15 protein-coding genes are annotated in these 15,520 nt (G+C 74.2%); 7 read left to right on the top strand and 8 right to left on the bottom strand.

The features are described 5' to 3' along the window. Positions 1–46: 46 nt before the first annotated feature. Genes O2W18_RS05960 through O2W18_RS05950 form a run of 3 tightly spaced genes read right to left on the bottom strand, consistent with a single transcriptional unit; the run spans position 47 to position 2,391 of the window. Complete coding sequence (locus tag O2W18_RS05960; protein ID WP_269186624.1) at positions 47–517, bottom strand: DUF5130 family protein; 471 nt, start codon at positions 515–517, stop codon at positions 47–49. 58 nt (positions 518–575) lie between these two features. Beyond that, on the bottom strand, positions 576–908 hold the full coding sequence (ctaJ, locus tag O2W18_RS05955; RefSeq protein ID WP_269186623.1) for an aa3-type cytochrome oxidase subunit CtaJ: 333 nt from the start codon (positions 906–908) through the stop codon (positions 576–578). A gap of 46 nt (positions 909–954) precedes the next feature. Then, positions 955–2,391 carry an amidase gene (locus tag O2W18_RS05950; protein WP_269186622.1) on the bottom strand — a complete coding sequence of 479 codons (1,437 nt, stop codon included), beginning with the start codon at positions 2,389–2,391 and terminating at the stop codon, positions 955–957. A gap of 37 nt (positions 2,392–2,428) precedes the next feature. On the opposite strand from O2W18_RS05950, the gene kynU reads away from it, so the two are divergent. After that, the gene (gene kynU, locus O2W18_RS05945) at positions 2,429–3,694 is read left to right on the top strand and encodes a kynureninase (RefSeq protein WP_269186621.1); all 1,266 of its coding nucleotides are present in this window, start codon (positions 2,429–2,431) and stop codon (positions 3,692–3,694) included. Positions 3,695–3,704: 10 nt separating this feature from the next. Here kynU and O2W18_RS05940 read toward each other — a convergent pair whose 3' ends face one another. Both O2W18_RS05940 and O2W18_RS05935 read right to left on the bottom strand, forming a co-directional pair. Beyond that, positions 3,705–4,559, bottom strand: a complete 855-nt coding sequence (locus O2W18_RS05940; protein WP_269186620.1) for an SCO6745 family protein — start codon at positions 4,557–4,559, stop codon at positions 3,705–3,707. A gap of 23 nt (positions 4,560–4,582) precedes the next feature. Continuing rightward, positions 4,583–5,194 (bottom strand): HNH endonuclease, encoded by a 612-nt coding sequence (locus tag O2W18_RS05935; protein WP_331254056.1) that lies wholly within the window; start codon positions 5,192–5,194, stop codon positions 4,583–4,585. Positions 5,195–5,326: 132 nt separating this feature from the next. Between O2W18_RS05935 and O2W18_RS05930 the strand changes: the two genes are divergently transcribed. Next, positions 5,327–7,405 (top strand): prolyl oligopeptidase family serine peptidase, encoded by a 2,079-nt coding sequence (locus tag O2W18_RS05930; protein WP_269186619.1) that lies wholly within the window; start codon positions 5,327–5,329, stop codon positions 7,403–7,405. A gap of 22 nt (positions 7,406–7,427) precedes the next feature. On the opposite strand, the gene O2W18_RS05925 is transcribed toward O2W18_RS05930, so the two are convergent. Next, positions 7,428–8,423 carry an ABC transporter substrate-binding protein gene (locus O2W18_RS05925; RefSeq protein WP_269186618.1) on the bottom strand — a complete coding sequence of 332 codons (996 nt, stop codon included), beginning with the start codon at positions 8,421–8,423 and terminating at the stop codon, positions 7,428–7,430. A 285-nt stretch (positions 8,424–8,708) separates the two neighbouring features. Between O2W18_RS05925 and O2W18_RS05920 the strand changes: the two genes are divergently transcribed. From O2W18_RS05920 to O2W18_RS05905, 4 genes are all read left to right on the top strand, one after another. Then, positions 8,709–10,034 (top strand): MFS transporter, encoded by a 1,326-nt coding sequence (locus tag O2W18_RS05920; protein ID WP_331254062.1) that lies wholly within the window; start codon positions 8,709–8,711, stop codon positions 10,032–10,034. Beyond that, positions 10,031–10,429 (top strand): globin, encoded by a 399-nt coding sequence (locus O2W18_RS05915; RefSeq protein ID WP_269171352.1) that lies wholly within the window; start codon positions 10,031–10,033, stop codon positions 10,427–10,429. The genes O2W18_RS05920 and O2W18_RS05915 overlap by 4 nt, the downstream gene beginning before the upstream one ends. Further along, positions 10,384–12,066, top strand: coding sequence for a glycoside hydrolase family 13 protein (locus tag O2W18_RS05910; protein WP_269186617.1), 1,683 nt, complete (start codon positions 10,384–10,386; stop codon positions 12,064–12,066). The genes O2W18_RS05915 and O2W18_RS05910 overlap by 46 nt, the downstream gene beginning before the upstream one ends. 95 nt (positions 12,067–12,161) lie before the next feature. Next, on the top strand, positions 12,162–12,761 hold the full coding sequence (locus O2W18_RS05905) for a biotin transporter BioY (protein WP_269186616.1): 600 nt from the start codon (positions 12,162–12,164) through the stop codon (positions 12,759–12,761). 101 nt (positions 12,762–12,862) lie between these two features. On the opposite strand, the gene O2W18_RS05900 is transcribed toward O2W18_RS05905, so the two are convergent. After that, positions 12,863–13,276: an acyl-CoA thioesterase gene (locus O2W18_RS05900; protein WP_269186615.1), complete on the bottom strand. Its 414-nt coding sequence runs from the start codon at positions 13,274–13,276 to the stop codon at positions 12,863–12,865. Positions 13,277–13,357: 81 nt separating this feature from the next. Here O2W18_RS05900 and O2W18_RS05895 point away from each other — a divergent pair, with 81 nt between their 5' ends. Further along, the gene (locus O2W18_RS05895) at positions 13,358–13,789 is read left to right on the top strand and encodes a protein-tyrosine phosphatase family protein (RefSeq protein WP_269186614.1); all 432 of its coding nucleotides are present in this window, start codon (positions 13,358–13,360) and stop codon (positions 13,787–13,789) included. 45 nt (positions 13,790–13,834) lie between these two features. On the opposite strand, the gene ettA is transcribed toward O2W18_RS05895, so the two are convergent. Continuing rightward, complete coding sequence (ettA, locus tag O2W18_RS05890; protein WP_269186613.1) at positions 13,835–15,505, bottom strand: energy-dependent translational throttle protein EttA; 1,671 nt, start codon at positions 15,503–15,505, stop codon at positions 13,835–13,837. Positions 15,506–15,520 lie beyond the last annotated feature (15 nt).

Here is a 15,520-nt window from a genome sequence, read left to right as displayed (position 1 = left end):
GGGGCCCGCCGCGAGCTTGCGAGTGGTGGGGGCCGGGGGTGTTTCCTCAGTCGGCCTTGCGGCGCGCGGGGTGACCGGCGGCGTCGGACAGCTGCCGCAGCCCGTTGATGATCGCCCCGACCAGGTCGCCGGCGCCCAGCCGGCTGGTCATCGACAGCACGGCGAGGGCGCAGGCCCGGTCGGGCAGCCGGCGAGCGGCAGCCGTGCCGGTGACGATCTCCAGTACCCGCTGCCCGGGCGAGAGGGCGACCAGGACGCTGTTCGTGGTATCGCCGCCGGACCGCGCGTGCAGGTCCTCCGCGGTGGCCCGGGTGTCCCTGCCCAGCTCGCCGACGTAGAGGGTGAACCGCAGCCCGGTCTCCTTGGCCGACATCGTCAGCGCCTCGTCGAGCCGGGCGAGGTCGCGGTAGCTGAACGGCCCGGAACCGGGCTCCATGACGGAGCTGTTCCCGGTCTTGTCCGTCGCGCTGGGCCCGTGCTGGTCGGCGGCGGGCTGCCGGTTGAGCTGCTGGGTCATCGGGGGGGTGTCTCCGGAGGAAGGAGGGAGCTGGGCGGCAGAGGTGCTCATGGCCCGGTCACCAGGTCCCACGGGCGCCGCCGGCGGCGGTGCGCCGGACGGTGTCGGCCTCGGGCACGTACGGCCGCTGGCCGATGGCCAGCGCCGAGGCGGTGGCGCCCAGCCGCGGGGCCGCGTGCCCCGCCCCGGGAGCGTCCTCGGCATGGCCGCCGACCACGCCGGGGACGTCGGGGTGCGGCTCGTACCAGAGCGGTGCGTAGTCCCAGGACTGCCCGGGGCGGTACTTGGTGCGGTCCTTGCTGCGGCCGGGGAACAACGTCGCCGCGGCGAACAGCAGGACGATCACCAGGGGGACGACGCCGTAGATGAGCACGGTCTCGAGCACGGACATGGTGGCAATCTACCGGGACCACCGACCACCGGCCCGGCAGGACGGGTCACCAGAGCGCGGGGTGTCGGTGCGCCCACGGTCGCGCCTCCTCCAGCTGTGCGGACAGCGAGATGAGGGTGGCCTCGTCGGCCGGGCGGCCCACGAGCATGGTCCCGATGGGCAGCCCACCCGCCGTCCACCACAGCGGCACGCTGACCGCGGGCTGGCCGGTGACGTTGTAGACCGCCGGGAAGGCCGCGTACCGCTTCTGCCGTTCGAAGTCGGCGGCCCCGTCGCCGTCCCCGTCGAACCAGCCGACCGGCCGTGGCGGCAGCGTGCAGATGGGGGCGAGCAGCACGTCGTACCGGGAGGTGGCTTGGATGAACCGACGGGCGAAGACCCGCAACGTGAACATCGCCTGCATGGCGTCCCTCGCACTGAGGGCCAGCCCTCGGTCGCGGAGGAACCGGGTCAGTGGCCGCAGCCGGTCCAGCTGGGACGGTGGCACGGGCAGCGTCGTGGCCGACAGCGCCCAGACCACCTCGAAGGCCGGGAAGACCTCCGGCGTGAGCGGCGCGGCCGGCAGGTCCTCGACCTCGTGGCCCAGGTCGGACAGCAGCGTGGAGGCGTCCTCGAACGCCGCCCGGACCTCCGGGTCCAGGTCGGCACCGGGCATGCCGGAGTCGAGGTACCGGCCGATCCGCAACCGGCCCGGCGGGCGGTCGGCGTAGCCGAGGAAGGTGTCCCCGGCCGGCGGCGGCGGCGCCCAGAACGGGTCACCCAGCACCGGCCCGGCCATCGCGTCGAGCATCGCCGCGGCGTCCCGCACGGTGCGGGCCAGCGGCCCCTGGACGCCCAGGCCGGTGGTCTCGCTGCCCAGCGGGGCGTTGCTCACCCGGCCGCGGCTGGGCTTGATGCCGAACAGCCCGTTGATCCCCGCGGGGATGCGGATGGAGCCGCCGCCGTCGGACCCGTGGGCGAACGGCAGCAACCCGGCGGCCACCGCAGCAGCTGCACCACCGCTGGAACCGCCGGCCAGGAGCGAGGGCTCCCACGGGCAGCGGGCCGGGCCGGCGAGGTCGTTGTCGGTGTAGCAGGGGAAGCCGAACTCGGGGGTGTTCGTCTTGCCCAGGCTGATCGTGCCGGCGGCGGCCAGCGCGGTGACCACGGCGTCGTCCACGGTGGGCACGAAGTCGGCCAGCACCGCCGAGCCGAAGGTGGTGCGCACGCCGGCGGTGTTGGCCAGGTCCTTGATCGCGGTCGGGACGCCGTGCAGCGGCGGAAGCTCCCCGCCGGCCAGCACCGCCCCGTCGGCGACGGCCGCGGCCGCGCGCGCCCGCTCGGGGGTGACGGTCAGGAACGCCCCGACGGCGGCGTCCAGCGCCTCGATGCGGGCGAGGGAGTGCTCGACGAGCTCGGTCGGGCTCACCTCCTTCGCGCGGACCGCCGCCGCCTGCTCCAGGGCGGTGAGGTCGTGCAGCTGGGTGCCGGGCGAGGAGGTCACCTCCCGGACGCTAGCCGTCGCGGGGAGGATCTCCGGTGTGGACCTCTCCCGCGCAGCCGCCGAAGCCGCCGACGCCGTCGACCCGCTGGCCGGGTTCCGCGCCCGCTTCACCGGCACCGACGACGACGGCCCCGACCGGCTGCTCTACCTGGACGGCAACTCCCTCGGCCGGCTGCCGAAGGAGACTCCCGCCGCGGTGGCCCGGGTCGTCGAGCAGGAGTGGGGACAGGGGCTCGTCGGCTCCTGGCGGAACTGGGTGCAGCAGTCCGGACGGATCGGCGACGTGCTCGCCGAGGGGGTGCTGGGGGCGCGGCCCGGCGAGGTGCTGGTCGGCGACACGACCAGCGTCGACCTGTACAAGCTGCTGGTCGCCGCGGCCGACGCCCGCCCCGGCCGGGACGTGCTGGTCTGCTGCGCCGACGACTTCCCCACCGACCGGTACATCGTGGCGGGGGTGGCCCGGGCGCGCGGGATGACGGTGCGCGAGGTGGCGGCGCACATCGACACCGGCCTCGACCTGGACGTGCTGGCCGGCGCGCTGGACGAGCGGGTCGCCGTCGTCGTCCTCTCGCAGGTCGCCTACCGCTCGGGCGCGCTGGTCGACATCGCCGAGGTGACCCGGCTGGCCCGCGAGACCGGGGCGCTCGTCGTGTGGGACCTCAGCCACGCCGCCGGCGCGGTGCCCGCCGAGCTCACGGCGGCCGGGGCCGACCTGGCGGTGGGCTGCACCTACAAGTACCTCAACGGCGGCCCGGGCGCCCCGGCGTTCCTCTACGTGCGCCGGGAGCTCCAGGAGCAGCTGCGCCAGCCGATCTGGGGCTGGTTCGGCCAACGCGACCAGTTCGCGATGGGGACGGCGTACGACCCGGCCGACGGCGTGGACCGGTTCGCCGTCGGCACTCCCCCGGTGCTGGCCATGGCCGCGGTGGAGGTCGGCGCCCGGCTGTCCGCGGAGGCCGGCATCGACCGGCTGGCGACCAAGGGCCAGGCCCTGACCGAGCTGGTGATCGCACTGGCCGACGAGTGGCTGGCCGGACACGGGGTCACCGTCGCCTCACCGCGGGAGGCGGCCCGGCGCGGGTCGCATGTCAGCCTGGCGCACCCGCAGGCCTGGCAGCTGACCCAGGCGCTGATCGACCGCGGCGTCGTGCCGGACTTCCGGACCCCGGACCGGCTGCGACTGGGCCCCGCGCCCCTCTACACGCGGTTCGTCGATGTCTGGGACGCGATGGACCGGCTGCGCGCCGTGTTCGCCGACCGGGCCCACGAGGGCTACCCGACCCAGCGCGCCCGGGTCACCTGACAGCAGGGCCTCACGCCGGCTCGGGGACGCCGATCGGGTTCTGCGGCGGCCAGTCCCCCGCCGCCACGATCGCCCGGCGCACCGACGTCAGCAGCTCGGCCAGCCGATCGCAGCCGTCCTGTCCGAGCGCCGTCCACGGGCCCTGCGCCAGGCGGTCGGTGTCGGCCTCGACCGCCTCCCGGAGCGCGACACCTCCGGGAGTGAGCTCCCCGTCGGCCAGCAGGCCCCGTCCGGTGAGCTCCTCGGCGCAGGTCGCCCACTGCTCCGGTGACCAGCCGCGGGCCTTCTGCAGCCAGTCGGCCGACGACGTCCCGGCCGCTGCGGTGAGCACCAGTGCCGGCAGCCCCAACAGCTCGTGCTGCAGCAGGACGGCCAGGTGGCCGTCGCCCCGGTGCTCGCGCAGCGTGGTCAGCGCCTGCCACAGCACCAGGTGCGGTTCGACCGGCCAGGGCACGTCCGCGTTGGCCGCCGCCAGTGGCCGGCCGAGGACGTCGACGGCCTCGGCGGCGCGGCGGGCCAGGCTCGCCGCCTCCTCCGCCTCGAGGGAACCGAGCCACTCCGGCAGCGACCGGTGGACCGCGGCGTCCACCCCGGCCAGCCGAGCGGCGAGGGCAGCGGCCGGGGACGTCGCCGTCCACACGTCCGGCACCCGGCGGGCGACGAACTCCGGGGCGAAGGACCCGAAGGTCGCCGTCACCAGCGCCGGCCCCACCGGCCCCAGGGGCGCGGCGCGGCCGGCGAAGTACCCCGCCCAGAAACCGCGGACCCCGGCCTCGGCGTAGGCGGTGCGCGCCTCGTCGGCGAAGTAGGTGAGCGCGTGGAACGGCTCACCGAGGGACCACAGTCGCCGTGCTCCGTCGTTCACGTCCGGGGATCCTGCCAAGTCCGTCAGGCGCTCACCGAGTCGGGCATGCCCAGCCACTCCCGCCAGCGGGGGTCGACCGTCCGGTGCCCGAGCAGCCGCCAGGCGGCACCGCTGGGCGCGCCCGGCGGGTGCGGCAACGACCACCCCATCTCGGCCAGCGACCGGTCGGCCTTGGTGTGGTTGCAGCGCCGGCAGGCCGCGACGACGTTGTCCCAGGTGTGGGTGCCGCCCCGGCTGCGCGGCACCACATGGTCGATGCTGGTCGCCGACCCCCCGCAGTACACGCAGGTCTGCCCGTCCCGGGTGAACACCGCCCGGCGGGACAGCGGCACCGACACCGGGTAGGGGACCCGCACGTACCGGGTCAGCCGCACGACGACGGGCACGGCCACGGTCACCCGTTCGGCGTGCACCTCGTCGTCGGTGACGTCGACGGCCTCGGCCTTGGCGGCGAGGACGAGCACGATCGCGCGGCGGCTGGAGACCACGCACAACGGCTCGTACGTGGCGTTCAGCAGGAGCGTCGCGCCGGTGGTGGACGCCGCCGGGGCAGGCGCGTGCGGACTGGCCAGGGCGTCGCGTCGGGAGCCGGTGGTACCCGGCCCGGACGACGACCCGAGTGCGGTGATCGACACGGGACACCTCCGAGTGCCCCCGGCCACCGACGGCTTCGACAGCCCACGGGCACCTTCATCCTGCACTGCCCCGGTGTGATAACGGGAGCGACCCCCGCCGACGGCCGACCGTGCCCGGATTACGGTCGGCGCGTGCGCTACCCCGATGCCCCCCGCCTGGACCTGGTCGACGACCTGCACGGTCACCCGGTCGCCGACCCCTACCGCTGGCTGGAGGACGCCGGGGACCCGCGCACCGTGGCCTGGGCCGCCGCGCAGGACGAGCTGGCCGCCGATCTCCTCGCCGGCCTCCCCGGCCGTCCGGCGTTCGCCGAGCGGATGGCCGAACTGGTGCACGCCGGTGCCGTGGGCATCCCGGTGTGGCGCAACGGCCGCGCCTTCTCCACCCGCCGTGACCCCGGCCAGGAGCACGCCGTGCTGCGGGTCACCGAGCCCGACGGCAGCGTGCGGGTGCTGGTCGACCCGACGGCGCTGGACCCGGCCGGCACCACCACGCTGGACGCCTGGTCGCCCTCGTGGGAGGGCGACCGGCTGGCCTACCAGGTCTCGGTCGGCGGCGACGAGGAGTCCCAGCTGTTCGTGCTGGACGTCGGCACCGGCGAGCTGGTCGAGGGCCCGATCGACCGCTGCCGCTACTCCCCCGTCGGCTGGCTGCCCGGCGGTGCGGAGCTCTTCTACGTGCGGCGGCTGGCCCCCGAGCTCGTCCCGGCCGGCGAGGAGCAGTTCCACCGCCGGGTGTGGCGGCACCGGGTGGGCGCCGACCCCGCCGACGACGTCCTGGTGCACGGGGAGGGCAGCGACCCCGCGACCTACTTCGGCGCCCGCACCAGCGCCGACGGCCGCTGGCTGGTCGTCTCCGCCTCGGTCGGCACCGCGCCCCGTGACGACGTGTGGCTGGCCGACCTGGCCGGGGACGGCGTCCTCCGCGAGCTGCAGGTCGGCGTGGACGCGCAGACCTCGGCGTGGGTGGCCCGGGACGGCCGGCTGTGGCTGCACACCGACCGGGACGCCCCCCGCAGCCGGCTGGCGGTGGCCGACCCGGCAGACCCGGCCAGCTGGGCGCCGTCGGCCTGGCAGGAGGTGGTCCCGCAGTCCGAGGACGGCGTGCTCGGCGACGTCGCCCTGGTCGACGGCCCGGACGGCGACCTGCGGGTGCTCGCCGTCCACGCGGTCGACGCGACCGACCGGCTCTCGGTGTGGGCCGCCGACGGTTCCGGCAGGCTCGCCCAGGTGACCGGCCTCCCTCCGGGCAGCGTCGCCGGCGTCAGCGCGCCGCCGGAGGGCGGCACGACCGCCTGGGTCGGCTTCACCGACTACGCGACGCCCCCGTCGGTGCTGCGTTGGGACGCCGCTCACCCCACTGCGCTCACCCCCCACGAGCAGGCGCCGGTGGCCGGCAGCGTGCCCGACGTCCAGGTGGTCGAGGCCCACGCGACGTCGGCGGACGGGACGCCGGTGCACCTGTTCGTGCTCTCCGCCACCGGCGCCCCCGACACCCCGCGCCCGACCGTGCTCTACGGCTACGGCGGCTTCAACGTCTCGCTCACCCCGGCCTACAGCGCGCAGGCGCTGGCCTGGGTGGCCGCCGGCGGGGTGTGGGTGGTGGCGAACCTGCGCGGCGGCTCCGAGCACGGCGAGGAGTGGCACCGGGCCGGGATGCGGGAGCGCAAGCAGAACGTGTTCGACGACTTCGCCGCGGCGGCCGGTCACCTGATCGCCGAGGGCTGGACGACGCCGGCGCAGCTCGCGGTGATGGGCGGCTCGAACGGCGGGCTCCTGGTGGGCGCCATGGCCACCCAGCACCCCGACCTGGTGGCCGCCGTCGTCTGCAGCGCACCGCTGCTGGACATGGTGCGGTACGAGCTGTTCGGGCTGGGCCGCACCTGGAACGACGAGTACGGGACCGCCGCCGACCCGGTCGAGCTCGGCTGGCTGCTGGGCTACTCGCCCTACCACCGGGTGGTCCAGGGCACGGCCTACCCGGCGGTGCTGTTCACGACCTTCGAGTCCGACACCCGGGTGGACCCGCTGCACGCCCGCAAGCTCGCCGCCGCGCTGCAGCACGCGACGACGGCGGCGGCTCCGATCGTGCTGCGCCGGGAGCTGTCGGTCGGGCACGGGGCCCGGGCGGTCAGCCGCACGGTCGGCCTGGCCGCCGACCAGCTGGCCTTCCTGGCGGCGCACACCGGGCTGGCGCCCGCCCAGAGCTGAGGGCGGGCGCCGGCCGGCCCGCTCACTCCAGGTCGGCGAAGACGTTCTCCAGGTCCACGCCCTCGGGGATGATCCCGTCCTCGACGCCGAGCTCGAGCAGCCGTTCGACCGAGTCGCGGTTGATCTCGGTCTGGTAGGTGGGCAGCGTCAGTTCCTGGGCGATCGCCGGGTCGATGTTCGTGTAGCTGCCCAGCACCTCGCGCACCTCGTCGGGGTGCTCGGTGGCGTACTGCTGCGCCTCCTCCATCGCATCGGCGAAGGCCTGCACGGTCTCGGGGTTCTCGGCGGCGTACTGGTCGGAGGTGAAGTACCCGGCGACGGTCAGCGCCTCGTCGGTCTGGGTGTACGGGGCGGCGACCACGCGCATGCCCTGGCTCACCCCGACGGTGGCGAACGGCTCCACGGCGAAGGCCGCGTCCACCGAGCCGTCGGCGACCGCGGCGACCATGTTGGGGAAGGCCAGCTCCACGAACTCGATCGACGAGGGGTCGCCGCCGTCCTGCCGGACGGTCTCCCGGACGACGGTGTCGCTGATGTTGTTGATCGAGTTGATGGCGATCCTCTTCCCGGCCAGGTCGGCCGGCTCCTGCACGTCGGAGTCGTCGGGGACGATCACCGCGGCGAAGTCCTCCTCCGCGTTGCCGGTGGCTCCGGGACCCGGCGCGACCAGTGCCAGCGGCACCCCGCGCGACTCGGCCTGCAGCAGGCTGGTGATGTTGGAGAAGCCGAACTCCGCCTCCCCGGAGAGCACCGCCGGCACGATGGCGGCGCCGCCCTGGGCGAGGAAGGGCTCCACCTCCAGGCCGTGGTCGGCGAAGATCCCGACCTCCTGGGCCAGGTACAGCGGCGCCACGTCCACGATCGGGATCGCCCCCACCCGCACGGTGGTCAGCTCATCGGTCGCCGCACCGGCCGCGGGCTCGACCGCCTCGTCGTCCCCGCCGCCACAACCGGCGAGCACCAGGGCGCCGATCACCATCGAGCCCAGCACGATCGAGCTCTTGGACGTCCTGAGCACGCGTTCCTCCAGTGGATCTCGGCGGCCGCCGCACACGAGACAGCGGGACGACGTTCGGGTGAGTGGCGGCGGACGCTAGGTCGTGATGCCCGTCACGTCAACGGGAGCTTCTGTCACGTGGCAGCCACCTGTCCCCGCGGCAGGCCGGGCGTTCCGGTACCGGAACGGAGGCGGCACACCGAACGGCGGCACTGCCGGTGAGCGACGGTCCGCCACCGACCTGCCACACTCCCGCGTCATGGAACGGGCACGAACGGTGATCGCCACCCCTGAGGGCAGGGGACGCTGCTGAGCCGCCCCCGCTCGCGTCCAGCGCGCGCGACCAGCCGGCCGGCCACCTTCGGGCAGGTCTTCGCCGTCGGCGAGTTCCGTCCGCTGTTCGGCTCGTACCTGCTCTCCACGATCGGCGACGAGCTCGCCCGGGTCGCGCTGACCGTGCTCGTCTACCAGCGCACCCAGTCGGCGCTGCTGTCCGCGATCACCTTCGGGATCAGCTACCTGCCGTGGGTCCTCGGTGGCCCGGTGCTGGCCGCGCTGGCCGACCGGCTCCCCCGGCACCGGGTGCTGATCACCAGCGACGTGATCCGGGCGGTCCTGGTGGCCGGCATGGCCGTCCCGGGCATGCCGCTGGCGCTGCTGCTGGGCCTGCTGCTGCTGGTGTCGCTGTGCTCGCCACCGTTCGAGGCGGCCCGGTCAGCGCTGATGGCCGACGTGCTGGAGGGCGACCGCTACGCCGTGGCCACCTCGCTGACCGGCGTCACGGCCCAGGTGTCCCAGGTGGTCGGCTTCCTGCTCGGCGGCGCCCTGCTCCTGCACTTCTCCCCCTCGGCGGCGTTGCTGCTCAACGCAGCCACCTTCGCCGTCTCCGCCGGCTGGCTGGCCCTCGGCCTGCAGCCCCGACCGGCGCCGGGGCTGGCCGACGCCGAGGCCGAGGTCCGGTCGCTGTGGCGGGAGACCGCCAGCGGCATGCGGTTCGTCGCCGCCACACCCCGACTGCTGTCCATCGTCGGGGTGCTCTGGGTGGCCGCCCTGTTCGTCAACGCCCCCGAGGGCATCGCCACCCCGCTGGGTCTGCAGCTGCAGGGCACGACCGCGGCCACCGGCGTGCTGCTGGCCGCTGCACCGGCGGGCACCGCCCTCGGCGGTCTGGTCGTCGGCCGGTTCTGCCCACCACACGTCCGCGAGCGACTGCTGGCCCCACTGGTCGTCCTGTCGCTGACCGGCGTGCTGCTGGCCGGCCTGGTGCCGGTGTGGCTGGGCACCGGCACCGCCGCGTTCACCGCCGTGGTGGCCCTCTTCTTCGTCGCCGGGATCGGCGGCGCCTGCTCGATCCCGCTGAACGTCGCCTTCGTGCAGGCGGTGCCCAGCGCCTACCGCGGGCGGGCGTTCGGGGTGGCGGCCGCGGGGCTCGCCGGCGTCCAGGGCCTCGGTGTGGTGCTGGCCGGGCTCGGGGCCGAGGCCCTGGCACCGAGCACGGTGGTGGCGCTGTCGGGCGGCCTCGGCCTGGTCGTCGTCGTCGTCCCGCTGATCGCCCTGCGGCGCAGCCGACCCCCAGCGGCCACGGCCCCCGTGCACCCGGCGCCCGTCCCTGGAGGACCATCGCAGTCATGAGCGAGACGAGCCGGTCGCTGCCGTCGGCGGGCAGCTTCTACGACGAGATCGGCGGCGAGCAGACCTTCCGCACCCTGGTCGCGCACTTCTACGGCGCGGTCCGGGAGGACCCGATCCTGCGCCCGATGTACCCGGCGGACGACTGGGAGGGAGCCGAGACCCGACTGCGGATGTTCCTGGAGCAGTACTGGGGCGGCCCGCGCACCTACTCGGAGGAGCGTGGGCACCCGCGGCTGCGCATGCGGCACGCGCCCTTCGCCGTCGACGAGAAGGCGCGCGACGCGTGGCTCACCCACATGCGGGCCGCCGTCGACTCCCTCGAGCTGACCGCCGAGCAGGACGCGACGTTGTGGGGTTACCTGGAGATGGCGGCGCACAGCATGCAGAACCGCTGACCGACCCTGCGCCGCGGCCGCACCTGCACCGACCTCCCGAGGAGCCCCCGCTGAGCCAGCACCCGACGCCCGTCTCCCCCACGACCGCCGACTGGTGGCGGGACGCGGTCTTCTACCAGGTCTACGTGCGCAGCTTCGCCGACGCCACCGGCGACGGCGTCGGTGACCTGGCCGGCATCCGCGCGCACCTGCCGTACCTCGCCGAGCTCGGCGTCGACGCGCTGTGGATCACGCCGTTCTACCCCTCGCCGATGCACGACCACGGCTACGACGTCGCCGACCCCCGCGACGTGGAGCCGGTCTTCGGCGACCTGGCCGGCTTCGACGCGCTGTTGCACGACGCCCACGAGCTGGGCCTGCGGGTGACCATCGACCTGGTGCCCAACCACAGCTCCCACGACCACGAGTGGTTCGCCGAGGCGCTGACCGCCCCGGCCGGCTCCCCGGCCCGGGACCGGTACTTCTTCCGCGACGGGGCCGGCCCGGACGGCGCACGGCCGCCGAACAACTGGCCCTCGGTGTTCGGCGGGCCGGCCTGGACCCGGGTGCCCGACGGCCAGTGGTACCTGCACCTGTTCGCCCCCGAGCAGCCCGACCTGGACTACAGCAACCCCGAGGTGGTCACCGACCTCGAGGAGACCCTGCACTTCTGGCTGGACCGCGGGGTGGACGGCTTCCGGATCGACGTGGCGCACGGGATGGCCAAGCCCGCCGGACTACCGGACATGGTCCCTGCCGAGGACACCGGCCTGTTCGCCGACGACGGCCCCGGCGACCTCCGCTTCGACCAGGACCACGTGCACGCGTTGCACCAGCGGGTGCGTGCGGTGCTGGACCAGTACCCCGACCGGATGGCGGTGGGCGAGGTCTGGGTCTTCGACGACGAGCGGCTGGCCCAGTACCTGCGCCCGGACGAGCTGCACCTTGCCTTCAACTTCCGGCTGCTGACCGCCGAGTGGGAGCCCGAGGAGCTGCGTTCGGCGGTGGAGCACTCGCTGGCCACCGTCGCCGCCACCCCGGCGCCGGCCTGCTGGGTGCTGTCCAACCACGACCGGCCCCGGCACGTCTCCCGCTACGGCGGCGGTGAGGTCGGCACCCGGCGGGCGCGGGCCGCGGCGCTGCTGCAGCTGGCGCTGCCCGGGGTCGCCTACGTCTACAACGGCGATGAGCTCGGCATGCCCGACGTCGACCTGCCCGACGAGGTGCTGCAGGACCCGATCTGGGAGCGCTCCGGGCGCACCGAGCGGGGCCGGGACAGCTGCCGGGTGCCGCTGCCCTGGTCCGGCGACCAGCCGCCGTACGGGTTCTCCACGACCGCCGACACCTGGCTGCCGATGCCCCCCGGCTGGGCGCCGCTCACCGCCGAGGCCCAGACGGACGACGCGGACTCGATGCTGTCGCTGTACCGGGCAGCGCTGGCGCTGCGCCGCAGCTCCCCCGCCTTCGCCGGTGACGGCGTGGAGTGGCTGCCCGCACCGGAGGGCTGCGTGGTGTTCCGGCGACCCGGTGGGCTGGTCTGCCTGCTCAACCTCTCGGCCGCGCCGGTCCCGCTGCCGGAGGGGCAGGTCCTCCTGGCGAGCGCGCCGGTCGCCGACGGCGCGGTGCCGGTCGACGGGGCGGTGTGGCTGCGCCCGTGAGCTGGGCGCACCAGCGCTTCGGGTCCAGGTCCGGGTAGGGCAGACTCTCAGCCGACCCACGGCGCACCGCGCCGACCTGCACCTCAGGAGGACCCGTGGCCACTGCCTCGCTGCCCGCGCTCCCGGCGCGCCCGCTCGTTCTCGCCGACCTCGTGCCGGCCGTCCGGGCGCGCAACGTCGCGCTGGTCGGCCTCGGCGTGCTGTTCACCGCACTGCTGGCCCAGGTGTCCATCCCGGTCCCCGGCTCGCCGGTGCCGATCACCGGCCAGACGCTGGCGGTCGTGCTGACCGCGGCCAGCCTCGGTCCGGTCCGCGGAGTGGCGGTTCAGGCCGTCTACATCATGGCGGCGCTGGTCGGGCTGCCGTTCTACTCGGAGGCCAGCGGCGGCGTCGAGGTCGTCTTCGGTGCCACCGGCGGGTACGTCGTCGGCTTCATCCCCGCCGCCTTCCTGATCGGCCTGGCCGCCCGTCGCGGGATGGACCGGCAGCCGCTGAAGGCCGCGCCGCTGTTCGTCGCCGGCCAGGCGGTCATCTTCGCGGTCGGGGTGCCCTGGCTGGCCGTCAGCGCCGGACTCTCGGCCGCTGCGGCGCTGGAGGCGGGCTTCTACCCGTTCATCCTCGGTGGCCTCGTCAAGGCGGTCGTGGCCGCCGGTGTGCTCAGCGGCGCCTGGGCGCTGGTCCGCCGCCGCCGCTGACCTCCCGGCACCTCACCAGGACCGCCCCGCTGCGGTGTCCGCCCCCGCGGATGCCGCAGCGGGGCGGTTCTCGTCGTTGCGGTCGATCAGTCGCCGGTCGATCAGTCGCGGGGCTCGTCCAGGTGGCGGGCCAGGAAGGTCTTCTCCTCCGGGGTGAGCCGGCGCGGCCGGTTCAGCGCGAAGTCGAACGTCACCAGCAGGGTGCTGCCGGTGACGGCCAGCTGGCCGTGGTCGAAGACCTCGTAGTGGCAGGTGAAGGCGGCAGCCCGGACGTCGGAGACCCAGATCTGCACCTGCAGCGGGTCGGCGTCGTAGAGCACCGGTCGCTTGTACGCGATCTCGTGCGTCGCCACCACGATGCCCCGGCGCAGGCCGGTCTTCTCGTCGTGGGTGGGCTGGTCGAAGAACAGGTCGACCCGCGCCATCTCGAAGTAGCCGAGGAAGGCCACGTTGTTGATGTGCTGATAGGCGTCCATGTCCGACCAGCGCATCGGGACGGCGACGGTGTGCCTCACACCGGTCACCCTGCCTCATGGCCCGCCGCCGTCCGCACCGGCCCTGTTCCCCCGCAGCGCGGGCAGGCCTACGGTGCGCTCGTGGACCCGTGGGCGGAGACCGAGCCAGGCGTGCTGGTGCTGCCGTCGGGACGGCGGGTCCGCGGCCGTGGCCTGCGCCGGCCGTTGCCCGAGGGCGGTGCGACGCCCACGTACGGGCTGTACCTGCTGGGCCGGCCCCCGTGTCCCGTCCCGTGGACGACCCGCTGGGTGCGCTGGCCGGACTTCCGGTTGCCCACCGCCCCCGGCGACCTGCACGAGGCGCTGTGTGAGCTGTGGCAGCGGTCGGAGACCGAGCGGATCGAGGTCGCCTGCGCGGGCGGCACCGGTCGCACCGGGACGGCGCTGGCCTGCCTGGCCGTCCTGGACGGACTCCCCCCGGCCCGGGCGGTCGCCTTCGTGCGGGGGCACTACCGCCGGCACGCGGTCGAGACCCGCGGCCAGGTGCGCTTCGTCGCCAGGTTCGGCGCCTGACTCCGCTGCCCCGACATGGCAGGGTCGGGGCAGCGGAGTCCTTCGTCAGTCCCGGGCGAGCTTGCGGTAGGTGGCGCGGTGCGGGCGGCCGGCGTCCGGGCCGAGCCGCTCGACCTTGTTCTTCTCGTAGTCGTCGAAGTTGCCCTCGAACCAGAACCACTTCGAGTCGCCCTCGTAGGCCAGGATGTGCGTCGCCACCCGGTCGAGGAACCACCGGTCGTGGCTGACGACCACGGCGCAGCCGGGGAACTCCAGCAGCGCCCCCTCCAGGCTGGTCAGCGTCTCGGTGTCCAGGTCGTTGGTGGGCTCGTCGAGCAGCAGCAGGTTGCCGCCCTGCTTGAGGGTCAGCGCCAGGTTCAGCCGGTTGCGCTCACCGCCGGAGAGCACCCCCGCCTTCTTCTGCTGGTCCGGGCCCTTGAAGCCGAACGCCGAGACGTAGGCGCGGGAGGGCATCTCGACGTTGCCGACCTTGATGTGGTCCAGGCCGTCGGAGACGACCTCCCACAGGCTCTTGGCCGGGTCGATGCCGCTGCGGTCCTGCGCGACGTAGGCGACCTTGACCGTCTCGCCGATCTTGATGTCGCCGTCGTCGGGCTTGTCCTCGCCGACCAGCATCTTGAACAGCGTGGTCTTGCCGACGCCGTTGGGCCCCACCACGCCGACGATGCCGTTGCGCGGCAGCGTGAAGGAGAGGTCGTCGATCAGCACCCGGTCGCCGAAGCCCTTGGTGAGGTCCTTGGTCTCGATGACCACGCTGCCCAGCCGCGGGCCCGGCGGGATCTGGATCTCCTCGAAGTCCAGCTTGCGGAACTTGTCCGCCTCGGTGGCCATCTCCTCGTAGCGGGCCAGCCGCGCCTTGCTCTTGGCCTGGCGGGCCTTGGCGCCGGAGCGCACCCACTCCAGCTCGTCCTTCAGCCGCTTGGCGCGCTTGGCGTCCTTGGCCCCCTCGACCTTGAGCCGGGTGGCCTTGGTCTCCAGGTAGGTGGAGTAGTTGCCCTCGTAGGGGTAGGCCCGGCCACGGTCGAGCTCGAGGATCCACTGGGCGACGTTGTCCAGGAAGTACCGGTCGTGGGTGACGGCGACGACGGTGCCGGCGTACTTCTCGAGGTGCTGCTCCAGCCACGCGACGCTCTCCGCGTCCAGGTGGTTGGTGGGCTCGTCGAGCAGGAGCAGGTCGGGGGCCTCCAGCAGCAGCTTGCACAGCGCCACCCGGCGGCGCTCACCACCGGAGAGCACGCGGACGTCGGCGTCGCCGGGCGGGCAGCGCAGCGCGTCCATCGCCTGCTCGATGCGGTTGTCGAGCTCCCAGCCGTCGGCGTTCTCGATGACCTCCATGAGCTCGCCCTGCTCGGCCATCAGCGCGTCGAAGTCGGCGTCGGGCTCGCCCATGGCGGCGCTGACCTCCTCGAAGCGGGTGAGCGCCGCGCGGAGGTCCTTCACCGCCTCCTCGACGTTGCCGCGGACGTCGAGGTCCTCGTTCAGCGGCGGCTCCTGCTCCAGGATGCCGACCGAGGCGCCGGGGGCGAGGACGGTGTCCCCGTTGGACGCCGTCTCCATGCCGGCCATGATCTTCAGGACGGTCGACTTGCCGGCACCGTTCGGGCCGACGACACCGATCTTGGCGCCGGGCAGGAACGCCAGCGTCACGTCGTCGAGGATGACCTTGTCGCCGTGCGCCTTGCGCGCACGGACCATCGAGTAGATGTACTGGGCCACTGAGTGGGAGCCTTC

The sequence above is a fragment of the Modestobacter sp. VKM Ac-2983 genome (assembly GCF_026967885.1).
Lineage (GTDB): Bacteria > Actinomycetota > Actinomycetes > Mycobacteriales > Geodermatophilaceae > Modestobacter.
Note: the sequence above shows the minus strand (reverse complement) of the source record. Positions and strands in the feature narration are given on the sequence as shown.

Excerpts from the sequence above, each read along its gene's own strand:
- O2W18_RS05960 (WP_269186624.1), bottom strand. The coding sequence starts at position 517 with ATGACCCAGCAGCTCAACCGGCAGCCCGCCGCCGACCAGCACGGGCCC.
- ctaJ (WP_269186623.1), bottom strand. The coding sequence starts at position 908 with ATGTCCGTGCTCGAGACCGTGCTCATCTACGGCGTCGTCCCCCTGGTG.
- O2W18_RS05915 (WP_269171352.1), top strand. The coding sequence starts at position 10,031 with ATGAGCGAGACGAGCCGGTCGCTGCCGTCGGCGGGCAGCTTCTACGAC.